This is a genomic window from Shinella sp. HZN7 (assembly GCF_001652565.1).
Lineage (GTDB): Bacteria > Pseudomonadota > Alphaproteobacteria > Rhizobiales > Rhizobiaceae > Shinella > Shinella granuli.
In genome coordinates, this window is sequence record NZ_CP015740.1 from 182,404 (window position 1) to 209,056 (window position 26,653).

Consider the following 26,653-nt stretch of genomic DNA (forward strand, 5'->3'; position numbering starts at 1 on the left):
GCCCGTGGAGGGTCGGATGTTCTAGGGCGCGATTTCAACCGTTTCCTGCAACCGCACGAGCTCGAAATCGCTGATGAGAACGTCGAGCCTCACGCGCCATTGCCCGGCCAGGGGAATCACGACGTCCACGGCCCGCCAGGTCCCGTCGGCTTGTAGGACGGCCCGCCTGCGCATCGGCTCGATGCCCGCTTCCGGGTTGGAGAAGACGAACGTGACATCCTTCGGGGTCAGGGGTGTGAAGCCCGGCGACAAGATGACGGCGGATACCTGGACCGGACCGGAGCGCCCGGGAGTGAGCGTGATTTCGGCCATCACCTTGTCCGAATGGATGTGGGTCGAGACCGGTCGCGCCGCCACGAGCACCAGTGCGCGCGGTGGTGGCGTGAACCGCCACGCCGCAGCGACGGCAAAAATCGCAAGGACGATCATGGTCTCGACAATGATCGCGCGCCCGAGCCGCCGCGCTGCGCCGCGATCCCCACCCACGGCAGGCCTGGTGAAAATCCAGCGGTTGAGAGCCACGAGCGCAAACAGGACGGCAAGCAGCGCCAGCTTGACCAGCAGCACGTTGCCGTAGGCCGTTGAAAAAAGCGCGCCGAATTGCTGAACCTGAACGACCGCAAGCAGCAGGCCGGCCACGGTCAGGACGGCAACGCAGACGGGGATCAGGCGTGAAAATCGGCCGAGCGCCTGCCGGCCCGCATCACCGCCCCGCCGCAGGGCGTAGGCCAGCGGCAGAAGGGCGCCGATCCAGACCTCTATCGTAATCGCATGCACAAAGACGGCAGGTTGCATCAGCCACTGCGGCGCGGCCGAACTTGCATGGCCACTCAACGCCAAGGCGCCGCTTCCGACGACGAGAGACACCAGGGATGCCGCCCGGCCCGCAAATCGCGCCCTCGAAGGGGCAACGATTGCCAGACAGAATGCCGCCAGAAGCGCCATGACGGTCAAGCCGAAACGCGTGGCGAGGCCGGCTTGCCACACCGCTCTATCCGCGAGGGCAGACAGGGGAGCGCCGAGTGCGTCCAGCCCCTGAAAACCCAGGGAGAGGATGGTCGCCACCGCGCCGAGCAGCGTTGCCGCCCTTATGACGCGCAGGCCATCGGCCCCGCCCGGGATCAGCCAGCGGACGGCAAAGAGGCCGCCGATCCCGAAGAAAAGACCGGCATAGCTCACGACCCGCGCAAGCCACAGCGCGATCCTGACCGGCCAGTCGACCGCCCCTTCCGCGACGGGCGGCACATTGCCTGGCGCACCGATCGAAAAGACCGTGGAACCCGCAACCGGATGCCCGTCCTCGGAGACGACGCGCCAGACAAGGACATGGGTACCGGCCCCGAGGTCATCCGGCGGCGCGATTTCAAGAACGCGGTCTCGAAGGACGAATGTTCCGAGCGTCCTTGCCTGGCCATCCGGCAGGATGAGCCTCAGCACGAGCGGCGAAACCGGCTCGCTGAAGGACAGCGACAGGGATTTCGGGGGCGTTTCGACGACCGCCCCATCCGCCGGCACCGCCCCCGTCAGCGCGGCATGCGCCATCGCCGCCACGGTGAGGCAGCACCAGAGGATGCCGGTTAGAAATACCCGGATACAGGATCGGCCAAGATGGTTCCGCACGAACGATCTCCGAAGGACAGATGCGACCGGCACCCCGATGGCGCCGGCCTTCACGGGGTCAGGATGTCTTCCGCTTTTCACCGAACCGCGGAAACACTACCCTTACCTTTTTGCTTCTCCGCAATTGCGAGCGCAAAACCGCTTCGCGCCTTTGCGACATGCTTTAGTGGCCGCCTGCAGCCTCGAGCAGCTTCACACCGGGCGCGGGAAGCTCGAGATCGTCGGCCGACTGGCCCTCGGCCGGAATCTCGATCCAGCGCTCGGCCATGCCATCCGGGCACTCCTGCACCACGGGGAAGTGGAGCGTTTCGCCCGCTTTCAGGTCCTTCGTCAGATAGACCCGCAGGACGAACTCGTCATATTCGTCATCGCCAAGGCTGCCGCCGCTCCACACGATCTCCTTCACGCCTTCAGTCGTCGGCGTGCCGTGGTAGTCGTAGGATTTCGCATAAGCGCCCTTGATCTTTTCGAGCGTCCAGCCGGCCTTCGGCTGCGGCTTGACCGCGATGACGCCTTCCGGGATCTGCACGCGGACCACATTCGTCGGCTTGCCTTCGCAACCATGCGGCACCTGGAAGATCGCGCGGTAGGTCGAGCCGACCGGCGCCTCCTTCAGTTGCAGCGAAACATGGGCGAAGGCGGTTCCGGAACCGATTGCGAGGGCGGCAACGGTTGCAAGCATTCTTTTCAGCATAGTCAGTCTCCATGAGGCCGGTCATCCCTGCCGGCAAGATTTGAAGGAAGAAGGAGGCGCGCGACGTCACCTGCCCTGCCCGTCAATGGGCCCAAGGCAGATTGATCATCATGGCCGCGGAACGGTCCCTGCCTGGCGATCAGGCGTTCGTGGGGGGACCGCGCGGATGTCCGGGGAGCGCGTCATACACCGACGGGACAGTGACGCCATAGCCATCGAGGATCCGCTGCGATGGCTGGGCAAGCGGATTGAACAGGATGGGGACGGCGTGGTGCGTCGGCACGAAGGCTGCGGCCGAGCCGCAGGCAAGCACGCAGCAATCGGGAGCGAGCGAACGCTCCTTGCCCGGCGCGGACGCCGGTTCCTGCTCCTCGATATGCGTGATGCAGAGCGGGTTGCCGAAGGCATCGACCGGCGACGTGGCGGCGCTGGCTGCAACGGCGAACGGGCTGAGGAGCACCTGCAACGCCATCAGGATGGCGACGGCGAAGGCCACCATTCCAATCCGGCTTTGTTGCAGACGCTTGTTCATCGAAACCTCTCCCGCAAGGCTTACCAATCGTGCTTCGCGATGAAAAGGCTCCTTACCTGCCGAATTGCCGCAGAGCTTGCGCTGCAACAATCAGAACTGCGAAACCCTTCCACCATGCGTTCCTTGTTCAGCCGCAAGCGGCCCGGTCAGCTCGACATGAAACGGTTGAGCCGGACTTCGTCGAGCAACGATCGGGTCATGCCTCCGAAAGCCCATTCCCTGAGCCGGCTGTGCCCGAAAGCGCCCGAAACGACGAGATCGGCATCGTAGCGGTCGACGAGCGCGATCAGGCTGTCGCTCTCGTGGTAGCTCTCCATGCTTTCATTGCGCGCGGCCACGCCATGGCGGGCGAGAAACGCAGTAACGTCGGCCATGCTCTCGCGAGCCCATTGATCGATGGTGGGCGCCACCGTGACCACGATGACATCGTCGGCCGCCTGGAGCAGCGGCACGGCATCGAGGACCGCCCGCCGCGCTTCCTTCGTGTCCTTCCAGGCGACCACGATCTTCCTGCCGAGCCTGTGTTCCGCCTCCGTCCCGACGATCAGCAGGGGACGCCCCGCCTGCAGGACGACGCTCCCCGGATCGGACCGGCGCGCCGTATCCCGCGTCGCGGCGCCATCGGCCGCCTGCATGACGACGAGATCGGCTGCTCTCGATGCCTGAACAAGGGCGTAGGTCGGTCTTTCCAGGGCTTCGCGCCATTCGGTCTCGACGGCGCCGGCAACCAGGGTCTCGAATTCCTTGCGCAGTTCCTTGAACCGGCGCTCGTCGTCGTCGCGCATCTGCTGCCAGACTTCCGCGGCGAGCGTCGCGCCCTCCGGCCCGGTGACCGGCAGATACACGTCGGCCGCGCAAAATCCGATCAGCCTGGCGTTCCAACGCTGCGCCAGCGCACGCGCCGCCTTCACGACCGGACCGATCGGCCCGTCGACATCCAGATTCACGAGAATGGACTTGTAGCTCATCGGACTGCTCCTCCCTCCTGTTTTCTATCTGGGTAAAGGATAGTGCACATGCAAAACGTCACCTTGACGCCGATCAAGTGCAGCAAACCCGCCCGGCACCGATCCTCATGTCACGCTCCGATAGTGGCGACGAGGATTGCCTTGATCGTGTGCATGCGGTTTTCCGCCTGGTCGAACACGATCGATGCGGCCGATTCGAAGACCTCGTCGGTGACCTCCATGCAATCGATGCCGTAGCTTCGGGCGATGTCCTGCCCGACCTCCGTCTCCGCATTGTGGAAGGCCGGCAGGCAATGCATGAACTTTGTATGCGGCGTTCTCGTCGCGGCCAACAGCGCGCGGGTCACGCGATAGGGCGTCAGGAGCTCTATCCTTTCCCGCCAGGCGCTCTCGTTCTCGCCCATGGAAAGCCAGACGTCGGTATAGACGAAATCGGCCCCGAGCACGGCGGCATGGACATCCTCATCCAGCCGGAAGCTGCCGCCGTTCGCTTCTGCCATGGACCGGACGCGATCGCAGAACGCATCGTCCGGCCAGAGCGCGCGGGGCGAAGCGATGCGCATGTCCATGCCGACCTTCGCCGCGCCGATCGCGAGCGACGTCGCCACATTGTCCCGCCCCGCGCCGGCGAAGACGAGCGTCGTGTCCGACAGGTGCTTGTGGGTGAATTCGCGCATCGTCATGAAGTCGGCGAGAACCTGGGTCGGATGCGCCTCGTCGGTCAGCCCGTTATAGACCGGCACGCCGGCATAGGCGGCCAGCACATCCGCCTGATGCTGGCTGAAGCCCCTGAACTCGATGGCGTCGTACATGCGCCCGAGCACGCGCGCCGTGTCCTTCATCGTCTCCTTGTGGCCGATATGGCTGCCGGACGGGCCGATATAGGTGACGTGCGCGCCCTGATCGTAGGCCGCGACCTCGAAGCCGGAGCGGGTGCGGGTGGAATCCTTTTCGAAGATCAGGGCGATGTTCTTGCGGGCAAGACGCGGCACCTCCGTGCCGGCCTGCTTCGCCGCCTTGAGCTCGGCGGCAAGACGCAGCAGGTAGCGGATCTCCGCGCCGGAAAAATCGTCCAGCGTCAGCACGCTGCGGCCATGCAGATTGACGGGCATGTCGGTTTCTCCTCTGTCAGATCGGATCGCGCGCGATGGGGCAGGTCATGCAGTGGCCCCGCCGCGGCCCTGGCGGCCATGTTCTGCGTCAGGCACGGCACCGCCTCCCGGCATTCGAAAGTGTGGGAAGACTGCACCCGGTCCCTCCGCATCACCTTGACCCGCATCAAAGCCCGGTTGCGGCAGCGGGTGCACAATGGCCAACATCGGAAATCGATCTCGAACCTTGCGAAGGAGAATGCGATGATAGCACTTGTCTACGAGGAACCGGAACGAGCGGGCGGTTCATCCGTTCGGCCGGCCACCGACCTCTGGAGCTGCGATCTGGTGACCCGCACCGGGTTCGTGCTCCACATTCGCCCGGTCCGCCCCGAGGACGAGGTGCTTCTGGCCGCGTTCTTCGCCCATGTGGCGCCCGCAGACCTGCGCTTCCGTTTCCTCGGCGGCGTGCGCGAGGTGAGCCATGAACGTCTCCTCGCCATGACGCAGGTCGATCATCGCGCGACAGAGCACTTCCTTGCCTTTGCCGATGACGGCAAGGCGATCGTCGCGGCGGCGATGGTTGCCTGCGATCCGTCGATGACGAAGGCGGAGGTGGCGATCTCCGTTCGCGCCGAGGACAAGCACAAGGGCATCGCCTGGGAAATGCTGCGCCATGCGGCCCGCTACGCGCAGTCTCGCGGCGTCGAGACCCTGGAATCGCTCGAAAGCCGCGAAAACCACGAGGCCATCGAACTCGAACGGGAGCAGGGTTTCGTCGCGATCCCCTATCCCGACGACGCGACCCTCGTCCTGATCCGCAAGGACCTCCGCTCCGCCTGAACCCGGTCTGCCGGGCTCACAACACGAATTCCTGATCGAGCCGCGGCACGACGCTCGCCCATCCAAGCTCCCGCGCGATGCGAATGCGCAACGCTTCGGAGGCTTCGGCCTCGCCGTGCACGATGAAGACCTTGCGCGGCGGGCGCGGGCAGGCGGAGAGCCAGCGCATCAGTTCGTCGGCATCGGCATGGGCCGAGAGCATGTCGAGATGTGCCACCTCCGCATTGACCGGCACCCAGGAGCCATGGATCTTCAGCTCCCTCGCGCCTTCCTGGAGCGAGCGGCCTCGCGTGCCGGCCGCCTGGAAGCCGGCAAGCAGGATCGTATTGCGGGCATCGGGCGCGAACGCCTTGAGATGATGCAGGACGCGCCCGCCCGTCGCCATGCCCGAAGCCGAAATGACGATCTTGGGGAACCGGTTGGCGCTGATCGCCTTCGAAGCCTCGACGTCGTCGGTGTAGCGCGCGATGGAGAACACGGCCTTGCAGGTTTCCATATCGAGACGGTGATCCTGCATGTGCCGGCCCAGAAGCCCCGTCGCGTCGATGGCCATCGGACTGTCGAGGAACAGCGGAACGGCCGGAAGGCGGCCCGCCCGCTTCAGCTTCCAGAAATAGTAGAGCAGTTCCTGCGCCCTGCCGACGGCGAAGGCCGGGACGACGAGCGTGCCGCCGCGCCTGACCGTCCGGTCGATGACCGCCTGCAGGGCATCGGCCGGGTCGGTCCTGTCGTGGATACGATTGCCGTAGGTGGATTCGATGAGGATATAGTCGGCCTCCGGCGGCGGAGCCGGGTCCGGCATGAGCGGATCGCCGTAGCGCCCGATATCGCCGGAAAAGACGATCCGGCGGCCGCCCCATTCAAGGTCCACGCTCGCTGCGCCCAGAATGTGCCCGGCGGGACGGAAGCGGAAGGTCGCGCCGTTGGCAAGCCGCACCGCCTGTCCGAACTCCACGGTCGAGAAGTGCTCGACAGCCCGTTGCGCGTCCCGCACGCCATAGAGCGGAAGGGCCGGCTGGTGGCGCGACAGCTTGTGCCGGTTGAGGAACTCGGCATCCTTTTCCTGCAGGTGGCCGCTGTCCATGAGGATCAGTTCGGCGACGTCGCGGGTGGCCGGCGTTGCATAGACCTTGCCGCGATAGCCCGCATGCACCAGACGCGGCAGGTATCCGCTATGATCGAGATGCGCATGGGTGAGGATCACCGCATCGATGGCGTGCGGGGAGACCGGCAGGGGCGTCCAGTTGAGGTCACGCAGGTTCTTCAGGCCCTGGAAAAGACCGCAATCGATCAGGATGCGATGCTCGCCGAGGGAAAGCAGATGCTTCGAACCGGTGACGGTTCCGGCGCCGCCGAGCGATTTCAGTGACAGCATGATCCCCTCCCCTCGCGGACCGCTTTGCCCACGGCACGGCTACTGCCGCGGATAGGGCCATTTCCAGTCCCGAATTTCCGGCATGTCCTCGCCATGCTCGCGCACATAGGCGTGGTGCTCGGCAAGCTTCCCCTTCAGCGCGGCAACGATATCCGCCACCTTTTCACCCAGAACCGGCAGGCGCTCGACGGCCTCGATGGCGAGATGATAACGGTCGAGCTCGTTCATCACGGCCATGTCGAAGGGCGTGGTGGTCGTGCCCTCCTCGATGAAGCCCCTGACATGCACGTTCGTATGGTTCGTGCGTTTGTAGACCAGCCGATGGATGAGGTAGGGATAGCCGTGATAGGCGAAGATCACCGGCCGGTCGCGGGTAAAGATCCGGTCGAAAGCCGCGTCCGAAATGCCGTGCGGATGGTGCTGCGGCGATTGCAGCGCCATCAGGTCGACGACATTGACGACGCGGATGCGCAGGTACGGCAGCGCCTGGCGCAGGAGATCGACGGCGGCGAGCGTTTCCATGGTCGGCACGTCGCCGGCGCAGGCCATCACGATGTCCGGGCCAAGCCCCTCTTCCGTGCCCGCCCAGTCCCAGATGCCGAGCCCGGCCTCGCAATGGCGCACCGCCTCATCCATGGCCAGCCATTGCGGCGCCGGCTGCTTGCCGGCGACGATGACGTTGATGCGGTTCCAGGTCTTCAGGCAATGATCGCCGACCCAAAGCAGCGTGTTGGCGTCCGGCGGCAGGTAGACGCGCACGATATCCGCGCCCTTGTTGGCGACGAGATCGACGAAGCCGGGATCCTGGTGCGAGAAGCCGTTGTGGTCCTGCCGCCAGACATGGGAGGTCAGGAGGTAGTTGAGCGAGGAGACCGGCTTGCGCCAGGGCAGCTCGCGCGCGACCTTCAGCCACTTGGCATGCTGGTTGAACATCGAATCGACGATGTGGATGAAGGCTTCGTAACAGGAGAAGAAGCCGTGGCGGCCGGAGAGGAGATAGCCTTCCAGCCAGCCCTGGCAGAGATGCTCGCTCAAGACCTCCATGACGCGGCCGTCCGGCGAAAGATGATCGTCCGTCGGCAGCGTCTCGGCCATCCATACGCGATCCGTCGCCTCGAAGACGCTGCCGAGCCGGTTCGAGGCCGTCTCGTCCGGGCCGAAGACGCGGAAATTGCTTTCCGCCGCGTTCAGCCGGATCACGTCGCGCAGATAGTCGCCGAGAACCTTCGTCGCCTGCGCGTCGATAGCCCCGGGATTGTCGACGGCGACCGCATAGTCACGAATGTCCGGCGTGCGCAACGCCTTGCGCAGGACGCCGCCATTGGCGTGCGGGCTGGCACCCATGCGGCGTTCCCCTGTCGGCGCGAGCGCCCGCAGGTCCGGCTTGAGGCGGCCGGCCGCGTCGAAGAGATCTTCCGGATCGTAACTGCGCATCCAGGCTTCGAGGATATCGCGATGGGCGGCGTTCGAGCGGCATTCGGAGACCGGTACCTGGTGCGAGCGCCAATGGTTCTCGACCACCTTGCCGTCCACCTCCTTCGGCCCCGTCCAGCCCTTGGGGCTGCGCAGCACGATCATCGGCCAGTGCGGCCTTCGGGCGGGTTCGCCCTTCGCTGCGGCGCGGATGGCCGCGATGCGGTCGAAGGCCGTGTCGAGCGCCGCCGCCATGTCCCGGTGCATGGCCTGCGGCTCGTGGCCCTCCACGAAGATCGGATCGTAGCCATAGCCGGTGAAGAGATGGGCAAGCTCTTCGTCCGGCAGGCGTGCCAGCACGGTCGGGTTGGCGATCTTGTAGCCGTTGAGATGCAGGATCGGCAGCACCGTGCCGTCGCTGACGGGGCTCAGGAACTTGTTGGAATGCCAGGCGGCGGCGAGCGGGCCGGTCTCGGCCTCGCCGTCCCCCACCACGCAGGCGACGACGAGGTCGGGATTGTCGAAGGCCGCGCCATAGGCATGCACCAGCGCATAACCGAGCTCGCCGCCCTCGTGGATCGAACCGGGCGTCTCGGGCGCCGCATGGCTCGGAATGCCGCCGGGGAAGGAGAACTGCCGGAAGAGTTTCTTCAGCCCTGCCTCGTCCTCGCCCACCTCCGGATAGATTTCCGAATAGGTGCCTTCCAGATAGGTGTTGGCCACCATGCCAGGCCCGCCGTGGCCGGGGCCGCAGATGTAGAGGATGTCGGCATCGCGGGCCTTGATGATCCGGTTGAGGTGGGCGTAGATGAAATTCAGACCCGGCGTGGTGCCCCAGTGGCCGAGAAGGCGCGGCTTCACATGCTCCGCCTTGAGCGGCTCGCGGAGCAGCGGATTGTCCATCAGGTAGATCTGGCCGACGGAAAGATAGTTGGCCGCCCGCCAGTAACGGTCGATCAGCGCGAGGTCCCCGGTGTCAGGATCGTTCGCCATGCCCTCTCTCCCTGTCGCCTGTTCGAAGGCTTCAACGCCCATACCCTCCGGTTTGCTCCGGCAACGGCACGGTTCTATTGCGGCAACGTCCCGCCGACAGCCATATGGCCACGGGCGGCGTCCGTGACCGTATCGACGCCCCGGCGCAGTTCATCGAGGCCGGCCGCGACGGATTTCTCGGCGAACTCCGTCTGATAGACCAGCATGTTGAAGGGATTGTCGCATTCGGCGAGATTTTGCAGATGGGCGGATTGGTCCTGGAGCAGGCGCGACGTCGCGCCCAGCCAGTGCCGGTACATCGCCATTCCGATCTCGAAGGGCGTCAGGAGAAGCGGATCGGCCGCCATGGGGGCAAAGGCCGCAACAACCCGCTCCGCATCCGTCGCATTGACTTCAGGCATGACGAACTCCCTTTTTCCCGTTTCGACATCATTTCATTCTAGGCGATTTCGCACAATGAAACTTGATCTGTGTCAACGGAGATGGAGACTGCCCTGTATAGGGTGGCGCTCGATCCGCCATCCGGTCATGGGGTCGCAATGCGAATGCGGTTGCTTCCAGCAGTGCACATGAACCTGCCGAAGGAGACATCCATGAACAGCCCGATGAGCGAGACATTGCCTTTCCGGCACGCGGCAGGCCTGCCGCCCGTTCCGCGCATGGAGGAGCTGGGGAGCGAAGCCTTCCGCGCGATCGACCGCATGCGGGAGGCGTTCACCGGGCAGTTCAGCGCGGGCCTGTCGCCTGCCGCCTTCGCGCTTGCCCTCATGGATTGGTCGATCCATCTCGCCTCCGCGCCCGGCAAGCGGCTGGAACTCCTCGACAAGGCCAACCGCAAGGCCGTCCGCCTGCTTTGCCATCTCGCGGCAGCGGCAGCCGATCCGGATGCACCGCCCTGCATCGAGCCTCTCGCCGGAGACTACCGCTTTGCCGACCCGCGCTGGAAAAAGCCGCCGTTCAGCATCTGGGCGCAGGCCTTCCTGCTCCAGCAGCAATGGTGGCACAATGTCACGAACGAGGTGCCCGGTGTGGCGCCGCATCACCAGGATATCGTGTCCTTCGCCGCGCGCCAGATCCTCGATGTCTTCTCGCCTTCCAACCTGCCCTTCGCCAATCCGGAGGTGCTGGAGAGGACGATCCGATCCGGCGGCATGAATTTCCTCGACGGCCTGCGCAACTGGATGGAGGATGTAGGGCGCCTCGCCACCGGACAGCAGCCGGCCGGCACGGAGAATTTCGTCGTCGGCCGGGATGTCGCCGCAACGCCGGGCAAGGTGGTCTACCGCAACCACCTGATCGAACTGATCCAGTACGCGCCGGCAGGCGAAACCGTGCTGGCCGAACCGGTGCTGATCGTGCCGGCCTGGATCATGAAATATTACATCCTCGACCTTTCGCCGCACAATTCGCTCGTGCGTTACCTGGTGGAGAAGGGCCACACCGTCTTCTGCATTTCCTGGCGCAACCCGACGGCGGCCGACCGCGACCTGACGATGGACGACTATCGCCGGCTCGGCGTGATGGCGGCGCTCGAGGCGGTCGATGCCGTCGTTCCCGGCCGCAGGGTCCATGCCGCGGGCTATTGCCTGGGCGGCACGCTGCTGTCCATCGCAGCCGCCGACATGGCACGCCGGGGTGACGACCGGCTGGCGAGCCTGACATTGCTTGCGGCGCAGACGGATTTCACGGAGCCCGGCGAACTCGCGCTCTTCATCGACCACAGCCAGTTGCATGTGCTCGAAAGCATGATGTGGAACCGCGGTTATCTCTCGGCCGACCAGATGGCTGGCGCCTTCCAGCTCCTGCGCTCGAACGACCTCGTCTGGTCGCGCATCGTGCACGAGCACATGATGGGCGAGCGCACGCCGATGATCGACCTGATGGCCTGGAACGCCGATTCCACCCGCATGCCCTACCGGATGCATGCCGAATACCTGAAACGCCTTTATCTCGGCAACGAGCTTGCCGCCGGGCGCTTCCTGGTCGACGGGCACCCTGCCGCCATCCAGAACATCCGTGTGCCGATGTTCGTGGTCGGCACCGAGCGCGATCACGTCGCGCCCTGGCGATCGGTCTACAAGATCCATTACCTCAGCAATACAGACCTCACCTTCGTCCTCACCAGCGGCGGCCACAATGCCGGCATCGTCAGCGAACCGGGCCACCCGCGCCGCCGCTACCGCATCGCCACGCGCGCGGCCGAAGGGCTATGCGTGGGCGCGGACGAATGGGCGGAAACCGCCGAGGGGCGACCGGGCTCGTGGTGGGAGGCCTGGACGAGATGGCTTGCCGCGCGTTCGGCGCCGGAGCGGGTCGCAGCACCGGCGATGGGCGCCCGCCGCAAGGGCAACAGATCGCTCGCCGATGCTCCGGGGACCTATGTTTTGCAAAGGTGAAACTCCGCTGGCCGACATTCTCCGCAACAGGACCTTCGGCGCGCCTCGACCCCGCGATACCGCCTCAATCGCCCGGTTCGTCGCCCATGGCCTGTGGACGGTCGGCCTCCTGCCCGCCAAGATGGCCGGAACGCCGTATCCGATGAAAGGACTGTCCGCATGAGCCGGAAAACCCTGCTGACCTTCAACGCTGGCTCCTCTACCGTGAAGATCGGCCTGTTCGAGCTTGATGTCGCCGGTCCTGCCCGGATCGCGCGCGGCGTGATCGATTTTCGCCACGATCCGCTGACCTTGCGGGCAGGCGAGGGGGAGCAGCGGATCGAAACCACGCTGGAGGCCCGGCCGGACGGGAACCTGAGCGACATCCTGTCGGAGACCTTCGCCATCCTCGGCCGCAATTTCGATCTCGGGAAGGTTGCGCTCGTCGGGCATCGCGTCGTGCACGGCGGCGACAGGTTCGACGGCCCCGTGCGCCTCGATGCGGAAACGATCGCGGCGATCGACGCGCTGACGGCACTGGCGCCGCTCCACCAGCCGCAGAGCCTGCGCCTGATCCGGGCGATCGGCAGCGTGCTGCCGGACCTGCCGCAGGCTGCCTCCTTCGACACCGCCTTTCATCGGACGAACGACGCGCTCGTGCGCCGCTTCGCCATCCCGCGCGCCCTCCACGAGCACGGTATCAAGCGGTACGGCTTCCACGGCCTCTCCTACAAGTTCATCGCCGGTGAACTCACCCGCCTTGCGCCCGAAAGGGCCAGCGGCAGGGTCGTGGTCGCCCATCTCGGCAGCGGCGCGAGCCTGTGCGGCCTCAACGAGGGCACCAGCCGCGACACCAGCATGGGCTTTTCGACCCTCGACGGCATTCCGATGGCGACGCGATGCGGCGCACTCGATCCCGGCGTGCTGCTGCATCTCCTGGGGCCTGGGGAACGCACTCTGCGGGATGTCGAGGATCTCCTGTATCACAAGTCCGGCCTTCTCGGCGTCTCCGGCATCAGCGCCGACAGCCGCGATCTTCTCGCCAGCGATGCGCCGGAGGCGAGGGAGGCGATCGAGCTCTTCACCTTCCGCATCGCCGGCGAGATCGCCCGGCTCGCCGCCACGCTCGGCGGTCTCGACGCCGTCGTCTTCACCGCCGGCGTCGGCGAGAACCAGCCGGCGGTCCGGGCCGATGTCTGCCAGCGGCTCGGCTGGCTCGGCCTCGACCTCGATCCCGCCGCCAATGCCGCAAACGCCACCCGCATCAGCACCCCGGAAAGCCGCATCGCCGCTTTCGTCATCGCCACCGACGAGGAGCAGGTGATCGCTGAGGAAACCGTCTCGATCCTGGAGGGCATCGCGAGGTGACCGCCGCCAGCAACCGCACCGTCCCGCTGCGCCAACACGACAAGGATGCTTGCCCATGACCGAAAATCCCCCTCGTCACCTTCTCCTGGCAACAGACCTCAGCGCACGCTGCGACAGGGCGCAGGACCGTGCGCTCGACCTTGCGCGGGCATGGAAGGCGAAGCTGACGATCGTGCATGCGCTCGACGTCGTCAGCATGACCGGCACGACCTCCACCATCCTCGCCGCGGCCAGGCGGCGCGCATCCAGCCATCTCGATCGCGAGTTCGCGGATGTCGGCGATATCGCTTGGGATATCGACATCCGCGAGGGAGAGCCGGCCGACGTCATCCTCGCCGTCGCGCGCGAAAGGAATTGCGACATGATCGTCACCGGCATTGCCGGCAACGATGCGCTCGGGCACATGCTGGTCGGCGGCACGACGGCAAGCGTGGTGCGCCAGGCCGGCCTGCCAGTGCTGGTGGTGAAGAAGCGGGTGCGGCAGGCCTATCGCCGCATCGTGGTGGCCAGCGACCTTTCCGAAGCCTCCACCGGCGCGCTCGAAATGGGCGCCCTGCTCTTCCCGCCGGCCCACATCACGCTTTTCCACGCCTTCGACATGCCGTTCCGCGGTTTCCTCGACGACAAGGATGGTTCCGAGCGGGGCCGGGCGAACCTGGCGCGGAAGGATGCGAAAGCCTTCGTCGCAAGTCATCTGCCGGATGCGGGAAACGATGTCGGCATCCATGTCGCCCATGGCGATCCCGCACCCCTCCTTGCCGAATTCGCGATCAAGGAAGACATCGACCTGCTCCTTGCCGGCACCTACGGCCGGACCGGCCTTCTCGGCGCATTGATCGGCAGCGTCGCCGAGGCGCTTCTGGAAGAGGTGGAGTGCGACGTGATGATCGTTCCCGGCAGGGGCGTGCGATCCGATGGATGATCGGCGTGACGGTGTGATGGCAAAGGAGAAGCGCATGAGCGCGGTCGACATTCAATCCGGCCCGCAGGCCTGGCACGCCCGCACGAAGGAGGAGACCTGCGCAGTGCTGGCGACGGGTCTCGACGGCCTCGGCCATGACGAGGCCGGGCGGCGCCTCGGCACTCACGGCCCCAACCAGTTGCCGGCCACCGCCCGCACGCATCCGGTCCTGCGCTTCCTTGCGCAGTTCAACAACGCACTCATCTACTTCCTCCTGTCGGCCGCCCTCGCCGCCATGCTGCTCGGCCATGTCATCGACGGCGTGGTCATCGTCATCGTCGTCGTGGTCAACGCCGTGGTCGGTTTCATCCAGGAGGGTAAGGCCGAGCGGGCGCTGGACGCGATCCGCGACATGATCGCCCCGCACACCGTCGTCGTGCGCGAAGGCGAACGGCATACCGTCGATGCCCGCGAGATCGTTCCGGGCGACCTCGTCGTGCTGGAGGCAGGCGACAAGGTGCCCGCCGATATCCGGCTCATCAGGGCGCGCGGGCTCACCGCGGACGAGGCGATCCTGACCGGCGAATCCGTACCCGCCGAAAAGCGGGAGGAGACCGTTCCTGCCGATACCGCGCTCGGCGACCGGCTGCCGATCCTTCATTCCGGCACCCTCATCACCACCGGCCAGGGACACGGCGTCGTGGTGGCGACGGGCAGCCGCACCGAGATCGGCCGCATCTCCAACCTCATCGGCAACGTGCAGACGCTGACCACGCCGCTGCTGCGCCAGATCAACGAGTTCGGCCGGCTCTTCACCTGGTTCGCCATCGGCACGGCCGCCATCCTCTTCGTTTTCGCCGTCCTGGCGAGAAACTACGACTGGCTCGACGCGCTGATGGTGGTCGTTGCGCTCGCCGTCGGCGTCGTGCCGGAAGGATTGCCGGCCGTCATCACCATCACGCTGGCGATCGGCGTGCGCCGGATGGCGGCGCGCAACGCCGTGGTGCGCCGGCTGCCGGCCGTCGAGACACTCGGCGCGACCTCGGTGATCTGCTCCGACAAGACGGGCACGCTGACGAAGAACGAAATGACCGTGCGCCATGTGGTGACGGCCGGGGGCGTGACGGAGCTTGCCGGCGCGGGCTATGCGCCGGAGGGCAGGCTCGCTGCCCCGGACGGCGGCACGGCACGACCGGATGCCGTGCGCGATACGCTCATCCGCGCCGCCCTCCTGTGCAACGATGCGCGGCTTATCGAGCGCGACGGACAGTGGGCGGTGCTGGGCGATCCGATGGAAGGCGCGCTCGTCACCCTTGCCGCCAAGGCCGGGCTGCACCCGGAGACCGAGCGCGAGATCTGGGGGCGGCTCGACGAGATCCCGTTCGACGCCCAGCATCGTTTCATGGCGACGCTGCACGACGATCCGGACGGCACGCGCCGCATCTTCGTCAAGGGCGCGCCCGAGCGGGTGCTGGCCATGTGCACGAACCAGGCGGGCGAAAAGGCGACGGGCGCCATCGACCCGGCCTACTGGCGCCAGCGCATCGACGCCGCCGCCGCCGAGGGCGAGCGCGTGCTCGGCTTCGCGGTGGGGACCGCGCCGAAAGATGTCGCGCGGCTGACCTTCGCGATGGTCGAGACCGGCCTCACCTTCCTCGGCGTCGCGGGTTTCATCGACCCGCCGCGCGAGGAGGCGATTGCGGCGGTGGCCGAATGCCGCTCCGCCGGCATCGCCGTCAAGATGATCACCGGCGACCACAACGGCACCGCCGTCGCCATCGCCCGCAAGCTCGCCATCGCCGACGATCCGAAGGCACTCGAAGGCAGCGCGCTCGACGCCATGACGGACGAGGAGCTGCGCCGGACCGTCGAGGAGGTCAGCGTCTTCGCCCGCGCCACGCCCGAGCACAAGCTGCGCATCGTGCGCGCCCTCCAGGCCAACGGCCATATCGTCGCCATGACCGGCGACGGCGTCAACGACGCCCCGGCGGTCAAGCAGGCCGATGTCGGCGTCGCCATGGGCCGCAAGGGCACGGAGGCGGCCAAGGAGGCCGCCCAGATGGTGCTGCTCGACGACAACTTCGCCTCGATCGTCGCCGCCGTGCACGAGGGCCGCACGGTCTACGACAATATCCGCAAGGTGATCGGCTGGACGCTGCCCACCAATGGCGGCGAGGTGCTGTGCGTGATCTTCGCGATCCTCCTCGGCCTGACGCTGCCGATGACGCCGGTTCAGATCCTCTGGATCAACATGATCCTTACCGTGACGCTCGGCCTGGTGCTCGCCTTCGAGCCCTCGGAGCCTGGCGTCATGCGCCGCCCGCCGCGCCGGCGCGACGCACCGATCCTCTCGCGCTTCCTCGTCTGGCGCATCGCCTTCGTCTCCCTCATCTTCATGCTCGGCGTCTTCGGTATCTTCGAATATGCACTCTACAGGGGCTATAGCGAGGACGGCGCGCGCACCATGGTGGTCAACATGCTGGTGGTGATGGAGATCTTCTATCTGTTCAACGTGCGCTATCTGCACCGCACGTCGTTCAGCCTGATCGGCGCGATGGGCACGCCGGCCGTTCTTGCTGCCATCGCGGTCGTGGTGGCCGCGCAGCTCCTCTTCACCTTCGCCCCGTTCATGCACGCGCTCTTCGACAGCGCGCCGGTCGCCTTGCCGGATGGGCTGCTGATCCTTGCGGTCGGTTTGGTGACGATGGTGGTGCTGGAGCTTGAAAAGACCCTTATGCGAAAGGTCTCGCCGGCAGCATCCTGGAATGCCTGAAAGGGTGGGATACGCCCGCCGGACAGGCCGGATTCCCGCGTTACCGGAGCGCCCGCAATGCATTGAGGATCACGGCCACGTCGATCGCCTCCTGAAGGATCGCGCCCTCGAGAGGCTGCAGATATCCGCACGCCGCCACGACCATCGCGCCGATCGAAAGCGCAAGGCCCACCGATACGCTCTGGAGCGCGATCCGATGGCTTCGGCGCGCGATGGCAATCGCCTTGACCAGCGGAGCGAGCTCATCGACGAGAAGCACGATGCCGGCGGCCTCCGACGACGAGGCCGTGCCGCGCGCGCCCATGGCAACGCCGATATCGGCCGCGGCGAGCGCCGGCGCATCGTTGACGCCATCGCCCACCATCATCACGGGGCCGTCGCGCGCCTCCGCCCGGACGGCGGCCACCTTGGCTTCGGGCGTCAGGTCGCCGAGGACGGCATCCATGCCAAGCGCCCTGCCCACAGCCTGCGCGATCTCCACACGATCTCCCGACGCCAGCACGAGCCTCCGGATGCCGGCAGCCCGAAGGTCGTTCAGAACCGACACCGCGTCCGCGCGGATCTGGTCCTTCAGAACGATCATGCCCGCCAGCACGCCATCGATGGCGACGGCAACGGTCATGGAGGCTCGCATCTCGGGCGATATCAGGGCGTGCGGATCATCACAGCCGGATGTGCGCTGCACGAAACCGCTCCCGCCGACCACGACCCTTCTTCCGTCCACGCACCCTTCAATGCCTGTCCCTGGTGTTTCCTGCACGCTTTCCGGCTTCGACAGGGGCAGGCCCCTTTCGGTTGCAACATGAACCAGCGCGGCGGCGACGACATGCCCGGAAGCCTGATCGAGGCTCGCGGCCGCCTGCAGAACCGTTTCCGCCGCGAAAGCCGGCGTCGTCCTGATATCCATCACCGCAGCCTGGCCATGGGTCAGCGTGCCGGTCTTGTCGAGAACCGCCGTCCGCACGCGTGCCAGCATTTCGAGCATGCCGCCGTTCTTCACGAGGACGCCGATCCCTGCTGCACGCGACATTCCGGAAATGATGGCGACAGGAACCGCAAGGATGAGAGGACAGGGCGTCGCGACAACAAGGACGGCGAGCGCCCGGATCGGATCTTCCGACAAATACCAGGCGAGGCCCGCGATGCCGATGGTCAAAAGCAGAAAGCCCATCGCAAAGCGATCCGCCATGCGGACCATGGGCGCCTTGATGGCTTGCGCGGCCTCGACCAGGCGCACGACCCCCGCATAGGTGCTTTCGGCGGCACTCCGGCTCGCGACGAGGTCGAAGGCCGCTCCCATGCTGGTGGAGCCGCTCAGGGCCTCACCGCCCGGCGGAACGGGCCGCGGCAAGGACTCCCCCGTCAATGCCGCCATATCGAGCGCCGCCGCATCGCCGGACACGACCCCATCCACCGGGAGCACCTCACCTTGCCGGACAAGCAGCCGGTCGCCCGGCCGTATCTGCGAGATCGCGATCTCTTCGAGCCCCGATGAACCGTAGCGCATGGCAGAATGCGAAACGCGGCCCATCAGGGCCGTCATCTCCCGGCGCGCTCGCCCTTCGGCAAAGGCTTCGAGCAACTGGCCGCCGGCATACATCACGCCGACGACGTTTCCCGCAAGCGGTTCGTTGAATGCAATCGCTGCAGACATGGAAAGTGCCGCGACGATATCGAGCCCGATATCGCCCCGACGCAGCGCACCGGCAATCTGGGCGAACAGGCTGGCAAGCACCACCAGCGTCGCGATGGTCCAGACCAAACCGGCATATCGGGCGGCCTGCCACGACAAGACCAGCCCGATCAAAAGCCCTCCGGCTGCGACCGCGACCAGTATCATGCTGGAATGCCGCGGCCAGTAGCCCTGGTTCGCTTGGGGCACGTTCCCTTCTCCCATCGGCAGAATACCGGATGAATAGGCCGCAAACGACCATGCCCACCTTGCGCAAGATCAATTCCAAAGGCCACAACTCGTCTACAGTGGCTTTTCACAGCCCATGGCCGCGCACCGGCCTGTGGGATCAATCCAGATGGCACGGGCGATGGACACACTCATAGCCAGACTTGGCATTGCCCTTTCGATCGGCCTTCTGGTCGGGCTCGAGCGCGGCTGGCAGGAACGCCGGGCGCCCGCGGGCAGCAGAACCGCCGGCATGCGCACATTCGGGATATCGGGGCTTCTCGGCGGCGTGCTGGCCGCCGTCGCGGCATCCCTCCACTATCCGATGGTGTTTCCGATCGGTTTCCTCGGCTTCGCCGTCACGCTGGGCGTGTTCAAGCTGCGCGAGGCGCAATCGGATTCGGACTATAGCGTCACCACCGTCATGGCAGGCCTTGGCGTTTTCGCTCTCGGCGGGCTGGCTGTGGCCGGGGACGCCCAGGCGGCGGCGGCCGGAGGGGCGGCTCTTGCGGCCACGCTTGCAAGCCGGGACGTCCTGCACGGTTTCCTGAAGCGCCTGACCTGGGTGGAGCTGCGCTCTGCAATGATGCTGGCCGTCATGACGGCCGTGATCCTGCCGATTCTGCCGGACGAAACCATCGATCCGTGGGGAGGCCTCAATCCAAGAAAGGTATGGCTCTTCACCGTCCTGACCGCGAGCCTCTCGTTCCTCGGCTATATCGCCGTCAGGATGTTCGGGGCAAGGAAGGGCTTCGTCCTGAGTGCGATTGCCGGTTCCCTGGTATCGTCGACCGCCGTCACCATGGTTCTGGCGCGAACCGCCAAACTGTCCGTCGATCCGCTTCCGCTCGCCGGCGCCGCAGCACTGGGTGCAGCCGTATCCATCACGCGTGTGATAGGGCTGATCCTGCTGATCGACCCGACCGCGATCATTCTTGTCGGCCCGGCGGCCGCCACGGCCGCAGTCATATTCTCCGCATGCGGGCTCGCGATGTTCTACTGGCCGCAGAACAAGCCCTTCGCGGACGTACCGGCCAGCAACCCGTTCGAAATCGGTCCACTCCTGATCTTCGCGACGATTTTCGCGGTGGCCGGCATTGCGAGCGCTGTTCTGGTCTCGCAGTTCGGCAGCTCCGGTCTTTTGGCCACGACGGCATTGACAGGCACGGTCGATGTGGACGTCGCCGTGCTGACCGCTCTGCAAATGGGCAGGGATGTGCTGCCGCTCGACGTGATCGGAAAGGCGATCCTGGCAGCCATGGCGACGAATGCCCTGTGCCGCGCGGGGATCGCAGCCGTCCTCGCACCCGCCTCCTTCAGCCTGCCGCTCGCCGCCATCACGCTCGTCGCCGGCACGGCGGCCTATGCCGCCTACGCCCTGCCGCTGGCTTGACAGCAGCCCCCTTACCATCCTTGAGTCACGAAGCGAGGATCAGCCTATCCGGAGGCCACGGGACCGCCGCCCTCGGCAACTCCGGACAGGCTGCCTGGACGGCACGGCAAACGGCCACAGATTGATAGGATCGCCCCGGCGCTGGACAGATGGCCGAGGCGCTTCGATCCTTACCGCGCCATAAAGACGGGTATGTCGCAATTCTCGAGGATCGACGCGGTGACGCCGCCGAACACGCGCTCGCGCAGGCGCGAATGGCCGTAGGCTCCCATGACGATCATATCGCAGCCGAGTTCGAGCGCATGCTGCCGGATCACGTCCTCCGTCGCCCGATCCCCACTTGCCAGCTGTTCGACGACGACTTTTGCGCCATGACGGGACAAGTACGCCGCCATGTCGGCGCCCGGTTCTCCGCCGTTCCCAAAATAGGATGTGTCCGGATCGACAACGGTGAGGTGAACCGCATCGGCCCCTGCAAGCATCTCGATTGCGGCCTTCGCTGCGCTGGCGGCCTGCGGACGCGAGTTCCAAGCCAGAAGGACATTTTTCGGCCTGAGGCTGACGCGACCCGTTTTCGGCATCAGGAGGAGCGGCGTGCCGGAATTGAAAGCCGTGGCCGCGACGGCTGCCTTGCGCAAGTCGGTATCCGAACGGATACCCTCCCCGGCGACGACGACGTCGGCATACATCGCGCGCATGCCGATGTTGCTTTCGATGATGAACCGGTCATCGTAGATATGGTCGATGTCGAACGGCAGCCTACCTTTCCGGCAACGGTCGTCGGCCAGGCGCCGGACGTCTATCAGTCCATCGATCTCCTTTTGACGTTCGTTCAGCCAAGCCGCGGCGGCCGGATAATCCGCACCGAACGGTGATATCGCGGTTCGCAGCGCCACCACGGACAGATGCCCCTCCAGCTCCGCCGTCAAGGTCGCGGCCTTGTCGATATCCGCTTCGGCGTTTGTCGTGCCGATGAGCGAGAGTATGGTCTTGAAAGACATTTTCGAACTCCTTCGCCTGAATGGTTGCCCAACGAAGAAGAGCCTAGCCTCCAATTCGGCCGCGCCGCGATGATCTGCGTCAAAACCGCTGCGCGAGACCTGAAAACTGCTTACCGAGGATTGAAGGCCCGATTCAGCCCATGTGCGCTTTCAAATCAAACTTGATAAGAATCCGCACCACCTATGAGATGATTAAAACAACGGATAAGATTGCCTTATCGGTCGTTTTGTTCATTATAGGGGAAATGGTCCGAGTTCCCGCTGAAAACAGCACCACAGCCCTCGGGATTCCACAAGTCCAGCGCTCAGCCCGTACGCCTTTCCGCTGCGCCGTTTGCCCTAAGCGCCGCCATCAGCATCGGGCCGAGGCCGAATTCGCCGCGTGCGGCCTTTCGCGTGAGATCGCGCAGGTAGCCGCCGGGGAATTGATGTGCCCTGCCCGCTCAAGGATGCAGGCCATCGCGACGGCAGCATTTTCAGGTCCCATGGTTTCGCATGCCTCCTGGTAGGCCGAAGGGCTGACGCCCAGCATCGAACGCACCGTCACGGCAGCCGACAACAGGTCCCGCCAATGCGTGATGCGGCCCTCCGGCGCATAGTCGCGAATTTCGGGGCAAGCCTTCAGCACCATGGCAAGGGGAAACGTCTTGGGCGGCTCAGCAAGTCGCCGCATTTCCGGTCTCGGCATCGCGCCCTGCTCTTTGTCAGAGCGAGGTTCAAATTCATGGGTGGAATCGGGTTTTGAATTCTGTATGTGCTGTCCATTCTGGACAGCATTGCCATCTGTTTTTTCTGTTTTCAGCTGCATTTCCAGACGGTTGACGATTTCCTCACGCAACAGCTGCATTTCTTCCAGCACGGCGTCGACCTGATCTTGCCGCGGCAGACGCGGAAGGCGCGCAATCAGAGCGAGGTAAAGGTCCTCGATCGCGGCCCAATCGCCATCGGCCCCCTCCTCCATCGCCGCCGAAATCAGCTTGCGCACGTCGCGCCGGCACAGCGTCAGAGCCTCCTTGGCGCGCTTGAAACGCAGCTTCTCCTCGGCCACCTGCTGTGCGAGCCCCGCCAGTTCGGCCGCTCTGGCAACGAGCGGCGCCAGGCTGAAACCGAAAGCCTCCTCGATCTCCCCTCCCCGGTTGCGATGAGCGTACCGCTTGCCGTTCGGGCTGTCGCGACGCTGGACCAGCCCCGCATCGACCAGGGCCGCCAGATGGCGCCGCAGAGTCGTTCCGGCAATGCCATGCGCGCGGATCGCCAATTGGGCGTTCGAGGGAAAGACCACCAGGCCGCGCTCGTCGGAAAGATCAGCTTCAGGATAAAAGCTCAACAGGGCATGAAGCACCGCCAGCGCACGGTCCTGAAGCCCGAAAACTTCCTTGGCCTCGCAGACGTCCCGAAAGACCTTCCACTTGTCGACCGCCTTGTTCGGGTTGCGGTCGGCCGTCTCCAGCTGGCCTTTCACCAGGGCAAGCGTCATCGGCCGCCGCCCAAAAGGCGTCGTCACATTTGCATTTCGCATTTTCCTTCACCTCTCTTCAGGCAAAAGAAATCCGCTCACCAAAACGGTGCCAAAGACTCTTGACTAGGATTCGTGGAAATGCGATTCTTGATCTTGCTAGAAATCAGGAGAAGGCTTCCACGGCTTTGGTCGTTCGGGGGCCTTTTTCTTTTACGGTTCAAGCTCCTCGTTTTCCTTCAGGAATTCCTCGTAGAGCCGGTCCAGCCGCTTCTCGACGAAAGCACCGAACTTCGGCACGGCAGCCTTGTTGAAATTCAAGGTGAGCTGGCTCTCGGTCTCCGTGACCTTCACCGCCCTTGCGCCGTCCGCGCGCCACTCCCCGCTCCTGGGCTTCGGCTTTGTCGCCCGCAACTGTTCGAAGAGGTGCTCGAAGCGGCCATCGGAAGACAGCGCCTTGAAGTCATCGGCATGAATGAGTTTCAGCGCCCTGGCTTTCTTCAGGGCGTTGTCGAGCAGATCGGCCACCTCGGCCCATCGCGTGCGGCCAAAACTCGGCGCCGGGCCGATCGCCTCGATCAGCGCATCGGGAAGCCGGCCCGCCAGGGCGATCATCCGCGACAGGGCGGCCTTGTCCACGCCGAGCGACGACATGATGATGTCGCGTGAAAAGCCTCGCCGCTCGAGGCGAAGGGCAAAGAATGTCCGCTCGATATAGGAAAGATCGGTGCGCGCATTGTTCTCCTGGCCCTGGCTGACGACGAGCTGCTCATCCGTGAGCGGCCGGATGACCGCCTTGATCGGTCCACCGATCTTGCGGATGGCGGCAAGCCGCCGATGGCCGTAGGCAACCTGGTAACGGCCCTCGGCATCCGGATGGGGGCGGACCAGGATCGGGACCTGCTGGCCGTGTTCACGGATCTGCCCGACAAGGCTGTTGAGGCCTTCGGGATCGATCTCGAGCCTGTCCGGCACGAAGGAACTGTCGATGAGGGACGGGTCCAGCTCGACGACGGTCTGGCCATGGGCGAGCTGCTTTTCGAGGTCGGCCGCGCGCTGCGCCTTTTCCGAAATGCTGCCCAGGGACTGCGAGAAGGCACCGACCGGACCAGAGCGCCGCAGGGGCCGATCGAGATTGGCCAGCGGGCGGATATCGGCCAGTGAGCCGGTTTCGCCGCTGGCGCCTACCGGTGCATCAGTATCCGCGCCGAAGATGTTCTTTCTGGCCATCGCTTACTTCCGTCCCCAGGTCTGCTTGACGAGCTCTTCGATCTCCGTGTTCACCGCGGTCAGGGATTCGAGGGCGCGATCATAGGTTCCGCGCGTGAATTGCGCCCGGTCGATCTCGTAGAGGGTCTGCTTGGTCAGCCCGGCATCGGAAATCGCCGTCGACTTCAGCATCGCGTTGGAAAGAACACGGTTGCCGAAAATCGAACGCATGAAACCGGCCATCTGGGCCTGCGGCCCGTCATTCGGCTCGAAGCGGGTGACCAGATACCGCATCCAGTCGTAGTTCATCGCGCCGCCGGCATTCTCCACGACCTGCAGCAGGTCGCCGGTCATCTGCAGGAACTGGCTCATCGACATGACGTCGAGCATCTGCGGATGGACGGTGATCAGCACGGCGGTCGCGGCGCAGAGAGCGGACAGGGTAAGGAAGCCGAGCTGCGGCGGGCAGTCGATCACCACGACGTCGTAGGCGCTCTCGATATCTGCAAGGCATTCGCCGATGCGCGCGAAGAACATGGAATTGGTATCGGTGCGCGCCATCAGCGCCTTGGGCGTCTCATGCTCGAATTCCATGAGCTCGAGATTGCCGGGAATGATATGGAGATTGGGCGTGTAAGTCGCCCGGACGATCTCGGTCACGTCGCGGCGGGCGTCGTCATACCGGATGGCGCCATAGAGCGTCTCGTTGTCGCCGACATCCAGTTCCGGCTGATGACCGAACAGAGCCGACAGGGAGGCCTGCGGATCGAGGTCGATCGCCAGCGTGCGATAGCCGCGAAGGGCGAGGAACTGTGCGAGATGGGCGGAGGTCGTGGTCTTGCCGCTGCCGCCCTTGAAGTTCATCACGGAGATGACCTGCAGCTTTTCGCCATCGCGCCGATGCCGGATATATTTGCGCGGCCCCTTCCCGCCTTCGTCGAGAAGCTTGCGCAAGGCCTCGATATCGTCGACGGAATAGGTGCGGCGCCCATTGGGGGACGGCTCCGGCCCATGGCCTTCCGCCACGATCTGGCGCAGATAGCCCTGGTGGATTCCGATGAACTCGGCAGCTTCGGCCGAGGAGAAATGCCGGATGCTCTTCCTGGCGGTCGGCGGAAAGCTCCGCTGCTGATGGGCCTGGAGTTGGCGCATCAGTTCCTCTGCGTCAGAGACGATCAGCGAACGCAGATTTCCGCTCTGGTCTGTCGCGGCTTGTTTCAACATCGTGGCCTCGGATTTAACTTCTGCGCTTTTTCCCCGAAATTCGATGAATAAGCGCTGATGAAGCTAGTCCGATTCCCCGAGTCGGGCAAACCCTTTTTGGAAAGGGCTGCGACGGCGCCCACAGGCTTCAAGTTGTACATGTACAACCGCATCGGCCGGCCTTGCACTTCTGCCTTGCCGGCCGAACCTCACATCCGCAAATGCCCGCTCACGGCGTCGACTCACCGGCACATACGGGAGCCTCTCGGTTGTACATGTACAACACCCGTCTACAACATCCGCCAACCCAAACGAAGCGGGCGGGCGGGTCCCGTTACAGCCGGGCTGCGGCGCGACCCTTTCCTTGCGCGATCAGGGTGCCTTGAACGATCCTGTGTCGAGGAACGTCTCGATCGTCTCGCACCACGGGGCAATGTCGATGCCGTTTTTCGCCAGCCAGTCCGGATTGAAATAGGTGCTGGAATAGCGATCGCCGCTGTCGCAGATGAGGGTGACGAGGGAGCCTTCGCGCCCTTCCCTCATCAGGCTGTCGGCGATGGAGAGCAGGCCGAAGAAGTTCGTCCCAGTCGAGGCGCCCACCCGGCGGAACAGCCGGTCGGAGAGAACATGCGCGGCGGCGATGGAGGCGGCGTCCGGCACCTTGATCATGTGGTCGATGACCGTGGGGATGAAGGACGGCTCGACGCGCGGCCGCCCGACGCCTTCGATGCGCGACGGCGCGGTGCAGGTCGCCTGCATGTCGCTCGCCTTCCAGGCATCGTAGAACACCGAATGCTCGACGTCCGTCACGCAAAGCCGCGTCGAGAGGTTGCGGTAGCGGATATAGCGGCCGATCGTCGCCGACGTGCCGCCGGTTCCAGCGCCCATGATCACCCAGCTCGGCACCGGATGGGCTTCCCGCTCCATCTGGCCGAAGATGCTCTCGGCGATGTTGTTGTTGCCCCGCCAGTCGGTGGCCCGTTCGGCATTGGTGAACTGGTCGAGATAGTGGCCGCCGGTCTCCGCCGCGATGCGTGCTGCGGTTTCATAGACCTCAGACGGGCTGTCGACGAAGGCGCAGCGGCCGCCGAAACGTTCGATGACGTCGATCTTCGTCCGGCTGGTGCTGCGCGGCATGACGGCAATGAACGGAAGTTCGAGCAGATTGGCGAAATAGGCCTCGGACACCGCGGTCGAGCCCGACGAGGCCTCGACCAGTGTTGTGCCCTTGCTGATCCTCCCGTTGCAGATGCCGTAGAGGAACAGCGAGCGGGCGAGCCGATGCTTCAGGCTTCCGGTCGGGTGCGTGCTCTCATCCTTGAGATAGATGGCGATGCCCTTCAACCCCTTGAACACCGGATTGACCAGATGCGTATCCGCCGAACGGCGGGCATCGCCCTCCAGGATGCCGATCGCATTGCGTGCCCAGGCCCGGTCGGCACAGTCGAGAGAGGGGACGGCTTCCGTCTGGAACCGCGTCGAATTCGTGTTCATGTGTCAATCCTTCGCAAGGCGTTGTCCGCGTCGATCATTCCCGCACGAAGC

General features: G+C 65.1%; 19 protein-coding genes and 1 pseudogene. 6 read left to right on the top strand and 14 right to left on the bottom strand.

All coding sequences use genetic code 11. The features are described 5' to 3' along the window. Nucleotides 1-21: 21 nt before the first annotated feature. From shn_RS29970 to argF, 5 genes are all read right to left on the bottom strand, one after another. Entirely contained in the window at nucleotides 22-1,620 is a 1,599-nt protein-coding gene (locus shn_RS29970; protein WP_145926100.1) for a copper resistance CopC/CopD family protein, read from the bottom strand. Nucleotides 1,621-1,783: 163 nt separating this feature from the next. Then, on the bottom strand, nucleotides 1,784-2,314 hold the full coding sequence (locus shn_RS29975) for a YcnI family protein (RefSeq protein ID WP_064334195.1): 531 nt from the start codon (nucleotides 2,312-2,314) through the stop codon (nucleotides 1,784-1,786). 139 nt (nucleotides 2,315-2,453) lie between these two features. Further along, complete coding sequence (locus shn_RS29980) at nucleotides 2,454-2,846, bottom strand: hypothetical protein (RefSeq protein WP_145926101.1); 393 nt, start codon at nucleotides 2,844-2,846, stop codon at nucleotides 2,454-2,456. A 146-nt stretch (nucleotides 2,847-2,992) separates the two neighbouring features. Continuing rightward, on the bottom strand, nucleotides 2,993-3,814 hold the full coding sequence (locus tag shn_RS29985) for a universal stress protein (RefSeq protein ID WP_064334197.1): 822 nt from the start codon (nucleotides 3,812-3,814) through the stop codon (nucleotides 2,993-2,995). A gap of 110 nt (nucleotides 3,815-3,924) precedes the next feature. Continuing rightward, nucleotides 3,925-4,926: an ornithine carbamoyltransferase gene (gene argF, locus shn_RS29990; RefSeq protein WP_064334198.1), complete on the bottom strand. Its 1,002-nt coding sequence runs from the start codon at nucleotides 4,924-4,926 to the stop codon at nucleotides 3,925-3,927. A gap of 243 nt (nucleotides 4,927-5,169) precedes the next feature. Between argF and shn_RS29995 the strand changes: the two genes are divergently transcribed. Further along, on the top strand, nucleotides 5,170-5,748 hold the full coding sequence (locus shn_RS29995) for a GNAT family N-acetyltransferase (protein ID WP_145926102.1): 579 nt from the start codon (nucleotides 5,170-5,172) through the stop codon (nucleotides 5,746-5,748). A 16-nt stretch (nucleotides 5,749-5,764) separates the two neighbouring features. Here the strand turns inward: shn_RS29995 and shn_RS30000 are convergent, their stop codons facing one another. The 3 genes from shn_RS30000 to shn_RS30010 all read right to left on the bottom strand — a co-directional run bounded on the left by shn_RS30000 (nucleotide 5,765) and on the right by shn_RS30010 (nucleotide 9,930). Beyond that, nucleotides 5,765-7,123: an MBL fold metallo-hydrolase RNA specificity domain-containing protein gene (locus shn_RS30000; RefSeq protein WP_064334199.1), complete on the bottom strand. Its 1,359-nt coding sequence runs from the start codon at nucleotides 7,121-7,123 to the stop codon at nucleotides 5,765-5,767. Between the two features lie 39 nt (nucleotides 7,124-7,162). After that, nucleotides 7,163-9,529, bottom strand: coding sequence for a phosphoketolase (locus shn_RS30005; RefSeq protein WP_064334200.1), 2,367 nt, complete (start codon nucleotides 9,527-9,529; stop codon nucleotides 7,163-7,165). Between the two features lie 74 nt (nucleotides 9,530-9,603). Next, complete coding sequence (locus shn_RS30010; protein ID WP_064334201.1) at nucleotides 9,604-9,930, bottom strand: hypothetical protein; 327 nt, start codon at nucleotides 9,928-9,930, stop codon at nucleotides 9,604-9,606. A gap of 258 nt (nucleotides 9,931-10,188) precedes the next feature. Here shn_RS30010 and shn_RS30015 point away from each other — a divergent pair, with 258 nt between their 5' ends. From shn_RS30015 to shn_RS30030, 4 genes are all read left to right on the top strand, one after another. Next, nucleotides 10,189-11,925, top strand: coding sequence for an alpha/beta hydrolase (locus tag shn_RS30015; protein WP_245337520.1), 1,737 nt, complete (start codon nucleotides 10,189-10,191; stop codon nucleotides 11,923-11,925). 159 nt (nucleotides 11,926-12,084) lie between these two features. Further along, nucleotides 12,085-13,272: an acetate/propionate family kinase gene (locus tag shn_RS30020; protein WP_064334202.1), complete on the top strand. Its 1,188-nt coding sequence runs from the start codon at nucleotides 12,085-12,087 to the stop codon at nucleotides 13,270-13,272. 55 nt (nucleotides 13,273-13,327) lie between these two features. Further along, entirely contained in the window at nucleotides 13,328-14,194 is an 867-nt protein-coding gene (locus tag shn_RS30025; RefSeq protein WP_064334203.1) for a universal stress protein, read from the top strand. A 34-nt stretch (nucleotides 14,195-14,228) separates the two neighbouring features. Beyond that, nucleotides 14,229-16,946, top strand: coding sequence for an HAD-IC family P-type ATPase (locus tag shn_RS30030; RefSeq protein WP_064334236.1), 2,718 nt, complete (start codon nucleotides 14,229-14,231; stop codon nucleotides 16,944-16,946). A gap of 40 nt (nucleotides 16,947-16,986) precedes the next feature. Here the strand turns inward: shn_RS30030 and shn_RS30035 are convergent, their stop codons facing one another. Then, complete coding sequence (locus shn_RS30035; RefSeq protein ID WP_371328631.1) at nucleotides 16,987-18,828, bottom strand: heavy metal translocating P-type ATPase; 1,842 nt, start codon at nucleotides 18,826-18,828, stop codon at nucleotides 16,987-16,989. A gap of 115 nt (nucleotides 18,829-18,943) precedes the next feature. Between shn_RS30035 and shn_RS30040 the strand changes: the two genes are divergently transcribed. Beyond that, the gene (locus tag shn_RS30040) at nucleotides 18,944-20,239 is read left to right on the top strand and encodes an MgtC/SapB family protein (RefSeq protein ID WP_245337513.1); all 1,296 of its coding nucleotides are present in this window, start codon (nucleotides 18,944-18,946) and stop codon (nucleotides 20,237-20,239) included. A 170-nt stretch (nucleotides 20,240-20,409) separates the two neighbouring features. Here shn_RS30040 and shn_RS30045 read toward each other — a convergent pair whose 3' ends face one another. The 5 genes and pseudogenes from shn_RS30045 to shn_RS30065 all read right to left on the bottom strand — a co-directional run bounded on the left by shn_RS30045 (nucleotide 20,410) and on the right by shn_RS30065 (nucleotide 26,602). Beyond that, nucleotides 20,410-21,240 (bottom strand): universal stress protein, encoded by an 831-nt coding sequence (locus shn_RS30045; protein ID WP_064334204.1) that lies wholly within the window; start codon nucleotides 21,238-21,240, stop codon nucleotides 20,410-20,412. Between the two features lie 305 nt (nucleotides 21,241-21,545). Then, a pseudogene (gene repC / locus shn_RS30050) lies at nucleotides 21,546-22,759 on the bottom strand (plasmid replication protein RepC). 150 nt (nucleotides 22,760-22,909) lie between these two features. Beyond that, entirely contained in the window at nucleotides 22,910-23,926 is a 1,017-nt protein-coding gene (repB, locus tag shn_RS30055; RefSeq protein ID WP_064334205.1) for a plasmid partitioning protein RepB, read from the bottom strand. A 3-nt stretch (nucleotides 23,927-23,929) separates the two neighbouring features. Beyond that, nucleotides 23,930-25,129: a plasmid partitioning protein RepA gene (gene repA, locus shn_RS30060; RefSeq protein ID WP_064334206.1), complete on the bottom strand. Its 1,200-nt coding sequence runs from the start codon at nucleotides 25,127-25,129 to the stop codon at nucleotides 23,930-23,932. 351 nt (nucleotides 25,130-25,480) lie between these two features. Beyond that, nucleotides 25,481-26,602, bottom strand: coding sequence for a PLP-dependent cysteine synthase family protein (locus shn_RS30065; protein ID WP_064334207.1), 1,122 nt, complete (start codon nucleotides 26,600-26,602; stop codon nucleotides 25,481-25,483). Between the last annotated feature and the right edge of the window lie 51 nt (nucleotides 26,603-26,653).